The following is a 15,524-nucleotide window of genomic DNA, read 5'->3' as shown; positions in this document are numbered from 1 at the left end:
TCAATGCTTTTTGGTGACGGCAATCAACCCGATCATCGCGGCGCTTGGCAACTTAGGGCGTGGGCTCAAGCAGGAAATTGACGACACCATCCTGCGACGTGCCTATTATCTTGCCGCGGTTATTGACGCCGAAGACTTGGGGGAATGTACCTAGGTCGGGTGGCACCCCACCTGTCAACGCGTTCATGCTAAATCGCTGGCCGGGGCTCGGTACCAAAAAAACGTCATTTGGATTCGGAGTGCTGGTCTGATCAAGGTCGCTAACGACGATCAGATTGCGGTCATTAATGCTCGTTGCATATCCTACCGCTGGGATCTCTGGTGTTCCTTCGGTAAAGTAGTTGACAAACTCAGTCCCGCGCCAGAACCCAATATGCTGGACTCCGCCAAGCACGAGCGACGTGCCAACGACGTCACCGCTCTCATTAATCCCTCCGATGAACACGTCATGATCGCTAGGCAGCGGGTTCAGCAGGATCCTCTCTCCCGTGCGAGTATTGTATCGAAACCCGCGGAATGTATTTCCTGCCATTAGTGCCCATCCAGCAATGATGCCGTTGTTGTTTATACCGGCGGGGAAGACCTGAACGAAGTCGGATCCAAAATCAATTTTTGTCACTGCTCCAAATTTGTAAATCGCAAAATTCTCCTCGCCCTCCACGGTACTCCAATTAATCAAAGCGGTCCCCTGGTCGTTCACGAGTGCGACGAAGCTGCCGAATTGCCCCTGAACTGGCGGAACTAATTCCACCGAGTTCCCGCGGTATAGAGCCGCCTGCTGTTGGAAGGTGCTCAAATCCAACAGCAGCGCTCCGCCAACGATGCCATTGCGGCTGCCGGAATAGGCCAAGCCTGACTGGAGCGGAGTAACTGACCCGCGTTCGAAAACGGCGATATATGGGACCCCAGCGGCGGTGTCAAATATCCATCCAAATATGCTGCCTCCTTCAGTGATCGAGACCGGAGCAAAGCCCGGATAGAATCCAGATGGCACAAAGCCGTCAAGACCCAAATATTTGTAGCGGGGGGGCTGAGCGCTACTCGCCGCTTGCGTAGCGGTAGCGGGGAGCGGCTTCAGTGCAAGCGGGGCGTATCTGCCGGGGTACAACGCGGCGAGTTTCGCGTACAAGGGCGCTGGCATATTCCGTACCTGGCCTGCGATGCAAGAGATCCCAGGCAGCGGACCATTTGCCTTCGTTGTCGCCACAATGTCTTGGACAAGGGTTTTCCGGTCGCGGCCCGATGGATCGAAGAATCGCAGTCCACTCGCGCTCCGGATGATGCAGCCCACCCTTCCGTCTGGTTGTGAAATGCTGGGATCGGCAAACGCCGACTGGGGAATAAACGCAAGTGTTGCGAGCAGAGTTGCTGTCGCGAGCGGGGACTGAAAGAGGCGCACCATAGCATCTCTCCTGGTCGGGAGGACCGTGTATCCCCGGCATCGGATTGAGAGCGGCGCGACGGAGGGTACTTACCTCGACGTCCGCGGATTGAAGCGCCTCTCTAATAGGATGGTGCTTGGAAACGCCGTGCACACCGCCGGCCTTGTTGGCAAAGTTACGGCGGCCTTTGCACGATAGTACATCGCCATCGTCGAATCAACCTCCGAACAGAGTGGGCTTGAGGCATTCATGCGTCTTGGATGTCTACCCCCTAACGCAATTGAGGGCCGCTTGGTTGTTCGGTGCGAACGTTCCCGCTGGAGTTCCGGGTCGCGACAAGTCGCTCGTGACTTGCCCTACGAGCACTTATTCGGTGATCCCCTTGTCCCGGGCGGAATGACCAGATGCCTCGAATGGCATTTCGTGTCTCTTCGGGGGCAGTAAGCTGGGCCTGCCCAGCATTCTTCAGCCCTCGCGGGAAGCCTTTCCCGCAAGGGGACGGCGAAGCTCGTCAGCCCCGTGATGTTCGCACCAGGTCGCTCCAAGCGTATGACCAAGTCGTCCCCTACCGGATCGACCACTATCGCGAACACGCTCGGGATAGTGGTAGTCGCATTCTTGGCACAGGACAAGAACGATGGCAGTGAGCAGCGTCTTCATAAGACACCTCGACAGGCCGATTATTGTTCAAACGATGAGTGACAAGTCTATGGATAGGCGACCACTGAATTCGAAGCAAGCCATTCCGCGAAGTCACGTTGAGCTTACTAACCGAATGTTGCCATAGTCGCGTTTTCGACCTTTGCGGTCAGTGTGCGAGTCTGCAATGGCACTAAAATTGCGTTGTGTGTTGTTTATAGACCCGAGTTGAAAGGGGTGCCGGACGAAAAGCTGGCGGCGTTTGCCAGCTTCGGAACACGTGAGACAGCGTGCTTTTTCGTTGAGGGGAAGCGCCGAGTGGCAATTCCTAGAGCATGGATTAACCTGCCCCCATTGTGTCGCCCAATAACGCGTGATGGATAAGGAGGTAGCCATGCTTACGCGCGAGAGTTGCAGTACATATTTCCGTCACGTCATTTCCGTGGCGTTTTCCGTCTTCGTCACCAGCCTGTCATGTTTCGGGCATGCGCAGGTCGCGCGCCTGGAGGTCATTCCGTTCCAATCAAGTACCCTGACCGACGAGGAATTTCTGGATGACAGCCCGGGCAAGCCTGTCACGATCGCCGGTGAACTGCGGCTGCCGCGTGCGGGCACGGAGCGATTCCAGGTTGTCGTTCTGTTGCACGGTACAGCAGGCATCACAAGCACGGTGACGGATTGGGAGCAAGACTTGCTTGCCATGGGTGTCGCCACCTTCGTCGTCGATAGCTATACCGGTCGCGGCATCGTCAGCACCATCAACGACATGTCCAAGCTAGGACGCCTCGTGCAGATAGAGGACGCCTACCGTGCGCTGGAAACGCTGCAGAAACACCCTCGCATCGACCCCGAAAGGGTAATGCTGATGGGTCTGTCCTGGGGCGGCCACGCCGCGCTCTATGCGAGCCTGAAGCGGTTCCAGCGGATGCATGGCCCGGCCTCCGGCCGCGAGTTCTCCGCCTACGTGGCCTTCTATCCGCCTTGCAACATAGGATATCGACAGGACGAAGATATCTCGGCCAAGCCGGTGCGGATTTTCTACGGCAGTGCGGACGACTACGTTCCCGTTACAGCGTGCCGGGAGTATGTCAATCGCCTGCGGGTGAACGGAAAGGATATCGAGTTGACCGAATACCCTGGCGCCTTTCATGGGTTTGACAGCAAGGTGTTTGCGACGCCACTGAAACTGCCGCAAGCGCAGACGACAGGGAACTGCCGCTTGCAGGAGGCGGCACATGGGGAGATCGTGAACGCGGCAACAAACAAGCCTTTTTCCTATTACGACCCATGTGTCGAGCATGGTCTGACCTTAGCCTATAACCAGGAGGTGTCCACAAGAGCTCGGACGGCGGTAAAGGAACTCCTTGCCGCAACCGGTAGCAAGCCGCACTGATGTCGCCACTGTCCGCACGACAGTCACGGGTAAGATTCTCACCCGTCATTCCGGCCTGTATCGGGCGAGGATTTAATGAAGGCACGGGCATCATCTAATGGCGTTGTGCCCCGCCGCATCGTCCAGACGGCCCGCGGCTGTTCAAGTTTTCATACACTTGCTTGATAGTCTCGATGCGCGCGCCGGACGATGCACGCAGAGATGCCTGATGGACGCGCTGCGGGTGCGCTGCTGCAGCCAGTTGCGCTACTCCTCCTGCATATCGCCGGAGTTCCATAGGGGTCTGGTCTCCACGCCGTTAGTGTGGAATGGTAAACCAGTGCATACAGTGAACGGTGACGGCGTGGAGACCATCGTAAGCCAGACGATGGGAACGGATCATGCGGCGCCGACCCTCGAGTGACGAGCGCCGAGATCAACCGAACGGCTGGAGGCGCACTTCAAAGGGCTGCAACTGTTGAGCGCGTGTGGGCGTCGTAACGGCACGGGCGACCATTGTGCCTCATAAGCTCCCGTTGCTTTCAAACCTGGACGACCGTCCGTTGAGGGTCGATACCGCTGTTCCCGCTGCTCGACACCGGTCATTGAGCAATGACCGCATTCGGGAGGTGCGAAGGGCTGGATTGGCCGAGGAACTGTCATCCGGCCTCTGCCCGCCGAACGGCCGGTAAGAGGCGACGAGCGGTCATCCGAGCCGAGGGCGGTGATCATCTCTTCATCGGCGCCGAATCTCTGGCAGGGAATAGGACGGCGTCCTAGAGTATTTGCATGATGCGGGGCTGCGCCGGGACATGCAGTCCCGATGGCGAACAGATGTGCAGTGGGATGCAGGCGCCGGGCGATAGCGGGAGGCTGACATCATGGTCAGGGCAATGGGAAAGGTGGCGGCGATATGCGCCAGCCTAGGCCTGGGCGCGAGCGTGGCCGCGCAGACCATGGCCAGCCGGACTTGGGCCACTGGAATGCCATGCGACCAGGTGGCTGTGCAGGCTGTGATCGACAACGTGCCACAGCAGGTGATCGGCATAGCATGCAGGCAGCCGGACGGTAGTTGGCAGTTCATGGACAGTGTGGGCGGAGTGGTCGATTTCTACCCCCAGTCGGCCTATTACGCCGAGCCCTGGAACGCAGCGTTGGCGGGGGTCGGGCTTGGCACAGTCTTCGTCGACCGATTTCCTTGTGTGCATCCGATGCATGGTGTCTTTGTCCGCTGTGGGGGCATGAGCGGATTCCGGGGGGACGGGCGCGGACGCGGCTTTCGTGCTGTACCTCCGGGTGGCTTCCGCGCCGGCCCTTACCGAGACTCTCATGGCGCAGGGATGCATCATCCGTGAGGGAGGCGGAAGTCCGCCGACATGGGCCGGTATGGAATTTTGTGTGTAGGGCATATCGGTCGCCCCTCGCCATCGGGGGCAATTTGGCGCGTGGCACCCGTCGAAAATCGCCGGGCGGTGCGTTGTACACGCTCAGGAACAACCGGGTGCGCCTGCTCGAAGACCACGAACATGCACGCCTGATCATCCCTGACCACGCCAAGGGGCTTCCCGTGTTGCGTGCGCTTTCCTTGTGTGCATGTTGTCGCCACTACCCCGGCGCAGCGGCTGGGCGTCCTGCCTGCTCATTCGCCCAACCGTATCAGCCTTCCCCGACATCGGACTCGGGTCGGCCTGCGCATCGCCCTTTTCGAGGCTTACTCAGCGTTCACTCGCGTTACGGCCTGCACGCTCGCGCTGTCACCAATTCGTGACACGCATCACCGAAGGCTTCGACCCCTTCATTACCTCCACGATTGCTCCGGTTGCTTCCGGCTGGAGCGGTTGCCGGGTGGGGCTTGCACCCACTGGAAAAGCGCCGCCTTTTCGCAGCGCACCCGACGAGCAGGCATCCGGCCACCGCTTGCCGAAAGTCCGGTGAGGGGCTGTGAGCGGTCATCCTAGCTGAGGTTGGAGATTGGCTCTTCATCGGCCGAAACGGCACTTGCGCGTCGTTGGGAATTTCGGTCGAATGACTGCTTCGTGGGCCGCTGGGCGGCGAACTGCGGATCTCAGTCACTTGTGAGCGCATCGTCATCACGACGTGATGCGATACAACAATACGATGACCAACGGCCTTCTCTTGTATCGTCGTGTCAACAATGACCCGTCCTGAACTCGGCTGGCTCGATCGCCCTCATCTGCGCCGCAGCCGCGACCGCTCCGGCCAGCAGTTCCTCGATGCTGGCTTCACCTCGCGCTTGGCGGAATCTCGCAAGTCGGCGAGCACGGCGTGCTGGCATGAAAGTCCCCCTTGCCGCAGAAATGCTGACTGGATATACACGTCGCCCCAAGCCCAGACATAGGAGGGCCACTCTGGGACTGTTTCAGTTTTGAAATTAAGTGGTGTGCACCTGGGATGTGCAATTTTTTTCTGAAGGCTTCATTGATACTCACGTGGCCATAATCTAAGCTAACTTTCAACAATCAGAGCTGAAGCAGCCTTTCGCCCCCGCGTGAGCGCAGCGCCTGCGGCGTTTGAAACGATATCGTAGCCGGGGACCGGCCTGCACCACCAGACGCTGGATCAGGTGTTGCAGCTTTTCGAGATCGTCCCCGATTTCGATCTGGATTTCATTCGCACATGGAGGTCAGTCCATGAACACGCCACTTCATAGCGTCGTCCGCTCGCTACGGTTCGGCATCTTGGGCGTAGTGGTGGCGATGCTCGCTGCCTGCAATTTTGGGAACGACAACAAGCCTGCGAGCAATCCACCACCCGCGACCAGCGTGAGCTTCCAAGTGGTGTCGTTCGGCGACAGCGTGTCTGATGTAGGCACGTACGCGCCGGTAGCGCAGGTAGTAGGCGGGGGGCGCTTCACTACCAACCCCGGCCAGGTGTGGACGCAGGATGTCGCGAATTTCTTTGGTGGCACGCTGACAGCCGCTTTTACCGGTGGCTACGGATTTCCGCTCACTGCACATCCGGAGGGTCTTGGCTATGCACAAGGCGGCGCGCGTGTGACGGATCCGAATGGCATCCATTTTCAGGCCAATGGGCTTGGCGCGACTACCGTCCCGATTGCAAAGCAGGTACAGAACTACCTCGCCGCACACACGAGCTTCAACGCTGGCCAGCTTGTGCTTGTCCAGGGCGGCGGAAGCGACATCCTGATTCACGCGCAGCTCACTGCAGCCGGTAGCGAATCAAGAGCGCAAGCGGAGCAGGCGGTGAGCCTTGCCGCGCAGCAATTGGCAACTATCGTCGGGCAGATCCTGCAAGGCGGGGCCAAGCACGTGGTCGTGTCGAACGTCGGGAATATCGGCGCTACGCCCTTTGGCTTTGGCAGCGCTGACGGCGGGGCATTGCTGACCGGGCTGTCACTGACATTCAATTCAACCTTGACGAGCGCGCTGCAGGCGGCGGGCATCCAGAACCTGGTGGTCAATATCGATCAGTTCACCTTCATCAATACCGTCCTCACCAATTTCAAGGCGAATGGCTTCCTGATCAGCAACACCGGTACCGGGTGCAATCTGCAACTGCTCGCGAAAGAGATCGAGATCAGTGCCCTGTTCTGTTCGCCAAAGACTTATACGGTACCCGATGCGGACCAAACCTATATGTTTGCGGATGATGTCCACCCGACGACGCATTTGCACGCTCTGTTTGCGACCCTCGTTGAACAGGCGGTACAGGCCGCGAGCAAGTGACCTGTTGGCGATTCTGACCATCGGCGCCGACTGAATTCTGACCAGGGATGGAGCGCCGTCGGCGCAGCCGACGGCTGTGGATAAGCCGCTCGAAAGAGATTCGCGACCCGGATGCGCCCCATACAGGGTATGGCGCAGCGAAGGAAGAGGTAGCAGGCCTGGTGGCTACCCCACATAGAGCCATTCAGCGAGATGTCACGTTCGCCTGCCGCGAAGCCGAAGTAGCCTCATCCGTTGCCAAGATAGCGCTGGAACCACTGTGCCGCGAGCAGCGCTACTGCCTCCAGCGTGCCCGGCTCCTCGAACAAATGGGTGGCACCGGGCACGGTCACCATTTCCTTCTGACATGTGAGAAGGGCGAAGGCCGACTGATTCGGTTTGATGACGTTGGTATCGAGCTCGCCAACAATCAGCAAGGCGGGCGCAAGCAACGTTGCGAGGACCTTGGCGCCGGCCAGGTCGGGTCTGCCGCCTCGCGAAACGATCGCGTAGATCTGGATCGGTGACGCGGTCGCGGCACCGATCGCTGCGGCCGCGCCGGTGCTGGCACCGAAGTAGCCCAAGCGCAGCGGTGTGCCTTGCCGCGCCGCTACCCACTCTGTCGCTCGCACCAGGCGTGCAGCGAGTAGATCGATGTCGAAGCGGGCGGCCGGCAGCCTGTCTTCCTGCGGCGAAAGTAAGTCCATCAGCAGCGTTCCGATGCCCCTTCGAAAGTCGCAAGGAAGGGGGTGACGGTAAACACCATCTCGCCTGGCTACTTGGCTAACAAAATGGTTACTGCCGTGCCGCAGGAGATCATGGACACGAAGATCCTGCCTCAGATTCCGGTCGGCCGCCTCGGCAAGCCGGAGGAGGTGGCAGCCTTGGTCGCCTATTTGTGCTCGGAGGATGCGGCCTACGTGACCGGGTCCAATATCGCCATCAACGGAGGACAGCACATGCAATGAACGATGGGGCGAGACGCGCTGGCGTCACCGGTAGCGCAGTCTCGCCCCTGGATATATCGCGCGTTGCGGGCGGTGTTTATCAAGTTAGGCCGTGGCACATACTCGCGGCTAGCAACGGCCAGTTGCCGACCAGCGGATTTGGCCGATTATGCAAAGTGGCTGATTACGGGAAGTAGTGACCAGATTGGCGGCGAGTTCCAGGAAGCAAAGGGGATTGCAGCGCGTGACGCCAAGGACGATGAATACCCCCGCACTTGTCTGCTTCGGCCGGAGGCTGTGTGAAAACGCCGTGGTGACATGTGATTGAATATTCGGTCCGACTCGGATGATAGATGGCTTGTGTAACGATTATGAAACGCGGCATTCGCTAAAGCCACGCTGCAGACCCACATAGCCCATCGGACGCGTGCCAGCCTGAGGCATCCCGTCGCATCCCCCCCCCGCAACAGAACCCTTACAAGAAAGAAGAACGTAGAGCCACTGCCGCGAAGAGGGTGCGGCAGGCAGCCTACCGCAGGGTGAGCTTCGGCCTCGACGGGGCGCGCATCTGTTATGCGATCTTTGAGGAGTCGCAGAGTATGGCAGACGAGCAGATTGGAAGAGCGCGTGCGCGATAGTGTGGCGTGACAGCGTAATTGCTGGCAGACCCGTGGCAGAAGCAGACATTGCGGACCGGTCGCGATTGGCAGCGGGCGAACGGCAGCTTTTGGCCGATGAAGCGACGATCGCCAACCTCGAACTGGATGACCGCTAGCCACCCCTCACCGGCCGTTCCGCGAGCGGAGGCTGGATGGCGGCTCATCGGCCAAGGCGGTCACCCGAAATCCATTGAGCCACCGCCGTTCCAATTGGCAACGATTCTCGATGCCAGTCGCAGCGATACCTCCACTGGGAAGCACCCCTGACCTAGCTTGATGCCCCGGCTCTTGTACTTTAAGTCGCGTCGGGGCTGTCGAAACCAGCGAGGCCGCGACTTCAGGACCGCCTCCCAGTGGGCAACTCGGTTGCCCAGATAAAATTAGAGATTCAGTCGCTTACGCGTCCGGTCCCTGCGCTGAGGCTGCGTGTCCTAGCTTATCTACAAGGTCCCTGACATAGGCTTGGAGTAGTGCCATTGCCACTGCAAAATAGACCACGACCCAGAATACCCCGACGAGGATTTCTGCCGACGCAAGCGCCTGAGGCCAGAAAGAGCCAACGTCTGGTTTGATGTCACTGAGGCCGATAGTCGTTATCGTGGTTAGTGAAAAATAGGTGAAATCCCAGATTCCAATGTTCAAGCGATCACTTCCAGCGACCCTAAAGTACGAGTGATCAAATTGGTACAGAGCTGCGTAAAACCCCGCGAAGAGGACTATGGTCAGTCCATAACCAAGCGCGAAACTGATCAGCCCCGCACGCATGGCGCGGTAAAACAGGACCGCTGGCCTGAGGTCCAGAGGTAGAAACAAGGTTAGAAAGGCACCTGCAAACTGACCAAGCACGAACGCGCCGAAGGATAAAAAGAATGCGTTCTTCGTTTGCATTGACTCCGGTAGCGCTTGAAAAAAACCAGCGACGTATAATGCTGGAATTGCGCTGAGTTGCCAGCCACGAGTACGATAGGCATTTTTAATACGCCGTCGCCACCCCGCACGAAACCATGACTTCTGATCTAACTCGGCAACGGCGCGGGCTGCCTCGTACAGCATCGCGGAAAGAATTCCGCTCACCCCAGAAAAGAGCCACGATAAATGTGTGGTCTTGACTATCGGGGTCATGAGTACCAGAACTGGACCCAGGTAAAGGACGGCGATGATCCCAAAGATGCTTCCCTTTCTCCCCTGAGAGCTGAAAGAGCAACCGTATACGATGCCGAAGCCTATCACTGGCAACGCCTTCGCACCGTAAACGCCGTACGCCCAAGGACCGCCTAATACCGCTACCATCAGGGCAACTTTTGCATATGGCACGGCATCCGCTAAGAAGCAAATGATCGGGTGCGAAACGGACCGCCACCATTCACGCGATAGCATCTTCATCGCTAGCATCCCCTTATGACGTTGTTGTACTTACCGCGCAAATCGGTCCGGCGATCCTTCCGCGTCGCAATAGTTTTCGGCGGTGCTTCCCGATGCTATCGGGGTGACAACTATTCGGAAAAGCGCTATCACTGCTCCGATCAGCAGAGGGCTATGCCAGTATTAACTTGTCGCCAGGCCGCCACGATCGAATCGGCAGATCGATCGATATCCTCTTCGGTCGTCGCCCAGGAAATCACGGAGAAGCGCATCACCAGACGGTCGTGCCATGTGGCCCCGGCAACGTAGCATGTCCCCGCAATCTGGATTCTTTCGATGGTGGCCCTCGTCAATTGATCTCGACGCTCAGGCGGCTCCCCGGTGCCGAACTGCACGACAAACTGGTTCAGTTCCACTTGATTGAGGATCTCCACGCCAGCTTCGGATGTGAGTCGCTCTGCCATACGCCGGGCGAGAAGACAGTGCTGTTCGATCATATCTGCGATGCCACTCCGACCGAGCGCACGGATAAGCGCCCAGGTCGCGAAGCCACGCGCGCGCCTTGAAAGTTCTGGCACGTAGTGAAAGGGCTCCCGGCATTCACCGCCTGCTGCCGGCAGATAGCTTGCTTCGTACGCCATCGCGTGCCTATGGGCATCGGCGTCCCGGACGATGGCATAACCACAATCGTAGGGCGTTTGAAGCCACTTGTGCCCGTCAGTCGCCCAAGAGTCCGCTTTCTCGATGCCTGCGGTCAAATGCATTAACGTTGGGCACGCTCGCGCCCACAAGCCAAACGCACCATCGACGTGAAGCCATCCACCATAGCGATGAACGATGTCCGCAATCTCATCGAACGGGTCGAATGCACCTGTGTTGATTTGGCCGGCTTGCGCAATCACGATCAGCGGCCCGTAGCAAGACGCCAACGCACTGGACAGGGCGGCGACCTCCATGCGGCCCGCATCATCTGTCGGGATTCGAAGGACACGATCGTGGCCGAGTCCGAGATAACGCAACGCGGCAAAGATCGCTGCGTGCGCATCGTTGCCGACGCATACGTTGACGGGTGGCGCGCCGAACAAGCCCTCCGCATCTGCGTTCCAGCCAGCCTGTCCCAATACCTTGCCTCTCGCTGCGGCGAGGCAAACGAAACTTGCCATCGTCGCTCCAGTCGTGAATCCGATCGAGCAGTTCGTGGGAAGCGATAGTAAATCGAGCAGCCATGCTGCGGCGATTTGCTCGGTGACGGCACTTGCGGGAGACGCGAGGTAGCTGCCACTGTTTTGCCCCCACATACTTGTCATCCAGTCGACCGCAACTCCGACCGGATGAGAGCCACCTATGACCTTGGCAAAGAACCGAGGTCCTGCAGTCCCCATGAGTCCGGCGTCTACGCCTGCGGCCAGTTGCTTGATAACGTCGGGGGCTGCCATGCCATCATCCGGCGTCGGTACGTACAGCGCCTCCCACAATTCGTCGAAGCTGACAGTCGCTGCCGGGCTTCGGTGCCCGCGGGAGTCATGGAATGCCAAGGCAAAGCCGTAAGCCTGCTCGAATGCTGCGCGATACTCGTCTTGCATGACGGCCCCTTGTGAGCGAAGTTCTTCATTTATAGACGCTGTAGGGCACAAGTTTTAGGCAATCTTTGACCCGGCGAACGACCGGCACTGGCCGACAGCGCTAGTAGATGCTTGGTCCTCAAAGTAGCGGACATTGGCGAATTACCGGCATCCTCTCGCGACCGTCCGCAAAGGGGCCGAGGAGCTGCCATTCAAGGCAGCTTCCGCGACCGTCGCTTCATCGGCCTTAGCGGACTTTCGACGAAAGCCGCTTCAACCTTTTCCGAATGTCCGCCTCCCGGCAACGGGAACGCGTATTGCTGCAGAGGTTTTTTAGGGCCACTGCGGACTAACCTATCGGGTCAGTCTACGCGAGCCGGCAGCACCTCGCGCACATTCAATGATGTTCATTCAGGTCGGCAGTCGCGAAGGCGCCAACACGGCACCTTTCTCGTTGTTGGTGAGCCACTTCAGACTTTGGACGTCGTTGTAAGTCTACGCGCGACTCTATGGAAAATCCCATTTTACGGCTTGCTTAAAATCCACCGGCCACTAGAATAGCTATTAATAGGCGAAATTAATCTAGACGCAGGTCTTCACCATGATAATCGACGAGCATTTCTTTCATATAAATTAATAGGATAATTGCGTGACGCAAATTTCGCCGGGTTGCTACCACGCTTGCGTGATGCGTTCCTGACCGGCTCGGGGTGGCACAAGAGATGATGCAATGCCTGCGAAGATTACGACGGAGATTATTGAAAGCTATCTGACGTGCCGGTACAAAGGCAGCTTGCAACTGTCGGGAGAACGGGGTGTCGCGTCGGATTACGATCTCCTGCTTAGGGAGTCAAGAGATCGAATGCGGAAAGACGCCGCGGCCAAGTTGGTTCACGAACAACGGGATTTTCTGCAAGGCATCGTCGTCACGTTTGAAGTGTTGAGGCGCGGAGTGCCCCTACTGCTCGATATGACTTATGAAGAAGATCAACTGAAAATTCGTTTTGACGGTCTACGGCGATCGAACGGATCATCGCGACTCGGCGATTTTCACTATATTCCTATCGTGGTTTACGAGGGAAAGCGACCTGGCAAGGAGCAAAAGGCCCTGCTTGAAGTGCTCGCCTTATTTTTGGCCACGGTTCAGGGGAAGGAACCTCAATGGGGCATATTAATTTATGGGCGGGACTGTGAAATCCATAAGGTAAAGCTGGGCCGAGGCATCTCACAGGCTCAGCGTATGTTAAATCAAATAAGGGAGATGCGAGAAACGGAAAATAAACCAACATTAAGATTAAACCCGCATTGCCAGATTTGCGAGTTTCGCAAGCGATGCCAATCTGAGGCATTATCCAAGGACGACATTAGCTTATTGAGAGGCATGAGCGAGAATGAGGTGAGTAAGTATAACCGCAGGGGAATCTTCACGGTCACCCAGCTATCCTGCACATTCCGGCCAAAGAAGCGCGTCCCTCAACGGAAACAACAGGATCAGCCCCACCAGCATGCCTTGCAAGCCTTGGCAATCCGGGATAAGAAGATTTACGTCCTAGGTTCGCCTGAACTGCCGAACAGCACAGTTCGGATTTTTTTTGACGTCGAGGGCGACCCAGAAAGGGGGTTCGACTATTTGGTTGGAATGATCGTCGAAGCGGGAGATATTAATAAAAAATACTCATTTTGGGCAGACAGCAGTGCCGAGGAACCCCTGATATTTCAGCGATTCCTCGATGTTGTGTCAGTGCACGAGGACTTCCGCCTATACTCCTACGGCGGCTACGATACAGCATTCCTGCGTCGCATGATGAAATCATCGGGACGAGAGGAACTTGTAAAGAGCATCCTAGCGCGCTCAGTAAATGTGCTGTCGATCATTCGCGCACACATCTACTTTCCCACTTATTCTAACAGTCTGAAAGACGTAGGTAGATATCTACGGTACGAATGGAACGAACCCGACGCGTCAGGGATTCAGAGCATCGTGTGGCGGAGACAGTGGGAGGAGATGCGATCAAAAATTCTCAAGAAAAAACTCATCACATACAACTTCGACGATTGTGTTGCGTTACAGAAGGTGACGCAGTTTCTGTATGCCCTGTGTCCTTCGTCGACGCAGACGCTAGGAGGGCAGACGGTGGAGAGCGTTGACGGATATCAAGTCTCGCTCGTCGAACAGATTGATCCGCAATTTAGGCGGCCTGATTGGCGCGAAGTTAACTTCGTAATCAAAGATTTTGATTTTGTCAATGAACGGGCATACTTTGACTACCAACAGGATAAGGTATTTATCCGAACTAACACAGCCCGTAAGCGCAGAATGGAATTACAGAGGAGCGCAAGAAAGAGGGGCAAAAATCGATTGCCGGTAAACCGGACAGTGAAAATCGTTTGTCTAGAATGTCCATCGTGTGGAGGATCCGACCTGGGGATTAAACCGGACGGCCGGTTATCTCGCTTGGCATACGACCTTGTATTCTCGCCCAGTGGAGTAAGGAGGCGTGTCACGCGTTATACGACCTCCTGGCATCAGTGTGGTTTATGCGGCACTGAATTCTTACCGCAGGAATATCTTACCTTGGAAGAACACTGCCACTCACTCAAGAGTTGGGCCATGTATATGCACGTTGCGCATCGGATGACGTTCGGAGGAATCGCTGAAACATTATACGACTGCTATGGGTTGCCCCTTTATACGCCTGATATTTGGTCATGGAAGGCCGCCCTGGCTCACTACTACGAACCCACATACGAGCTCCTCTTGAAGAGGATGGTTGCCGGGCACTTGATCCACGCCGACGAAACGGATGTTCATCTTGCGCGTGTAGGAAAGGGTTACGTTTGGGTATTCGCCAGTCTTGAGGAGGTCGTCTTTATTTATCGGAAATCAAGGGAGGGAGGTTTTTTGTCCGAACTGCTCAAGGATTTCCGTGGGGTATTAGTTTCCGATTTCTATGCTGCCTACGACTCGATTGATTGCGAACAACAAAAATGTTTGATTCACTTGTTGAGGGACTTCAACAACGCTCTCCTGAGCAGTCCTTGGGACGAGGAGTTGAAGGAAATCGGATCGCAGCTCGGTGTACTGCTGAGGACCATCATTGCGACAGTAGATCGTTACGGTCTCAGACGTCGTAATCTTCGCAAACATCAACGCGATGTAGATGTGTTCTACGAGTCCCTTTCGAAGCAGCAGTGTGGACGGTCCGAATTGGCCGAAGGGTATCGAAGAAGGATGCTCAAGTATCGGAACAAATTGTTCACGTTCCTGGATCACGACGACGTGCCTTGGAACAACAACAATGCGGAACACGCTGTGAAACGCTTCGCAAAATATCGAGCATTGGTCGATGGCAGATACGGGGAAGCAGGGCTCCATCATTACTTGGTCCTATTAAGCATATACGTCACATGTGAGTTCAAGCGAGTCGACTTCCTGAGATTTCTGCTTTCTCGTGAGATCGATATCGATGCGTACGCTCTGACCAAGCCCAATGGAACACCCGCCCCAAAAGTGGAAGTCTACGCGCCTGGTGTCCAATGGAGGCATCCAAGTCGAAAACAAACGTGGGAGCGGCAGGCGCTGCGGAAACAGCGCCAAGACTCTCCAAAGGGAGCGTCGTAGAAATCGGACGAGACGACCGGCGACCGGCCGCCGCTATTTTGAGCCGGAGTGAAATGTCCTTTGGCCGATAACAACAGCACGCCCACTCGTCCACGAAGGAGTCATTCAACCGCAATCCGCGAGAATGCGCGATGGTCCGCAATGGCCGATGAAGAGACGATGACCGTCCCCGCCTTGGATGACCGCTTATGGGCGCTTACCGGACCTTCCGCAGGCCGAGCCCGGAGGCCCGCTCATCGGTGCGGACGCTCGTGGCAGTTGAGCGAACGTCCCCAGAGGCGAGGAGCAATGCT

The 15,524-nt window shown here is 57.0% G+C and carries 8 protein-coding genes and 1 pseudogene; 4 read left to right on the top strand and 5 right to left on the bottom strand.

Features of this window, described 5'->3' with window-relative positions; all coding sequences use genetic code 11:
- Positions 1 to 52: 52 nt before the first annotated feature.
- Positions 53 to 1,402, bottom strand: coding sequence for a hypothetical protein (locus ACGLHR_RS05990; RefSeq protein ID WP_400092629.1), 1,350 nt, complete (start codon positions 1,400 to 1,402; stop codon positions 53 to 55).
- 336 nt (positions 1,403 to 1,738) lie between these two features.
- Positions 1,739 to 2,014 (bottom strand): ABC transporter substrate binding protein, encoded by a 276-nt coding sequence (locus ACGLHR_RS05985; RefSeq protein WP_400092628.1) that lies wholly within the window; start codon positions 2,012 to 2,014, stop codon positions 1,739 to 1,741.
- Between the two features lie 401 nt (positions 2,015 to 2,415).
- Here ACGLHR_RS05985 and ACGLHR_RS05980 point away from each other — a divergent pair, with 401 nt between their 5' ends.
- Positions 2,416 to 3,414, top strand: a complete 999-nt coding sequence (locus tag ACGLHR_RS05980; protein ID WP_400092627.1) for a dienelactone hydrolase family protein — start codon at positions 2,416 to 2,418, stop codon at positions 3,412 to 3,414.
- Between the two features lie 2,630 nt (positions 3,415 to 6,044).
- Complete coding sequence (locus ACGLHR_RS05975; protein ID WP_400092626.1) at positions 6,045 to 7,100, top strand: SGNH/GDSL hydrolase family protein; 1,056 nt, start codon at positions 6,045 to 6,047, stop codon at positions 7,098 to 7,100.
- Positions 7,101 to 7,327: 227 nt separating this feature from the next.
- Here ACGLHR_RS05975 and ACGLHR_RS05970 read toward each other — a convergent pair whose 3' ends face one another.
- Entirely contained in the window at positions 7,328 to 7,786 is a 459-nt protein-coding gene (locus ACGLHR_RS05970; protein WP_400092624.1) for an alpha/beta hydrolase, read from the bottom strand.
- 24 nt (positions 7,787 to 7,810) lie between these two features.
- Between ACGLHR_RS05970 and ACGLHR_RS05965 the strand changes: the two are divergent.
- Positions 7,811 to 8,047: pseudogene (locus ACGLHR_RS05965) on the top strand (SDR family oxidoreductase); the annotation flags it as partial.
- Between the two features lie 1,034 nt (positions 8,048 to 9,081).
- Here the strand turns inward: ACGLHR_RS05965 and ACGLHR_RS05960 are convergent.
- Entirely contained in the window at positions 9,082 to 10,068 is a 987-nt protein-coding gene (locus ACGLHR_RS05960; protein WP_400092623.1) for an ion channel, read from the bottom strand.
- A gap of 140 nt (positions 10,069 to 10,208) precedes the next feature.
- Complete coding sequence (locus ACGLHR_RS05955) at positions 10,209 to 11,630, bottom strand: pyridoxal phosphate-dependent decarboxylase family protein (protein WP_400092622.1); 1,422 nt, start codon at positions 11,628 to 11,630, stop codon at positions 10,209 to 10,211.
- A 709-nt stretch (positions 11,631 to 12,339) separates the two neighbouring features.
- On the opposite strand from ACGLHR_RS05955, the gene ACGLHR_RS05950 reads away from it, so the two are divergent.
- Positions 12,340 to 15,231, top strand: a complete 2,892-nt coding sequence (locus tag ACGLHR_RS05950; RefSeq protein WP_400092621.1) for a TM0106 family RecB-like putative nuclease — start codon at positions 12,340 to 12,342, stop codon at positions 15,229 to 15,231.
- Positions 15,232 to 15,524 lie beyond the last annotated feature (293 nt).

The sequence above is a fragment of the Cupriavidus sp. CuC1 genome (genome assembly GCF_044627735.1).
Classification (GTDB): Bacteria; Pseudomonadota; Gammaproteobacteria; order Burkholderiales; family Burkholderiaceae; genus Cupriavidus; species Cupriavidus ulmosensis.
Note: the sequence above shows the minus strand (reverse complement) of the source record. Positions and strands in the feature narration are given on the sequence as shown.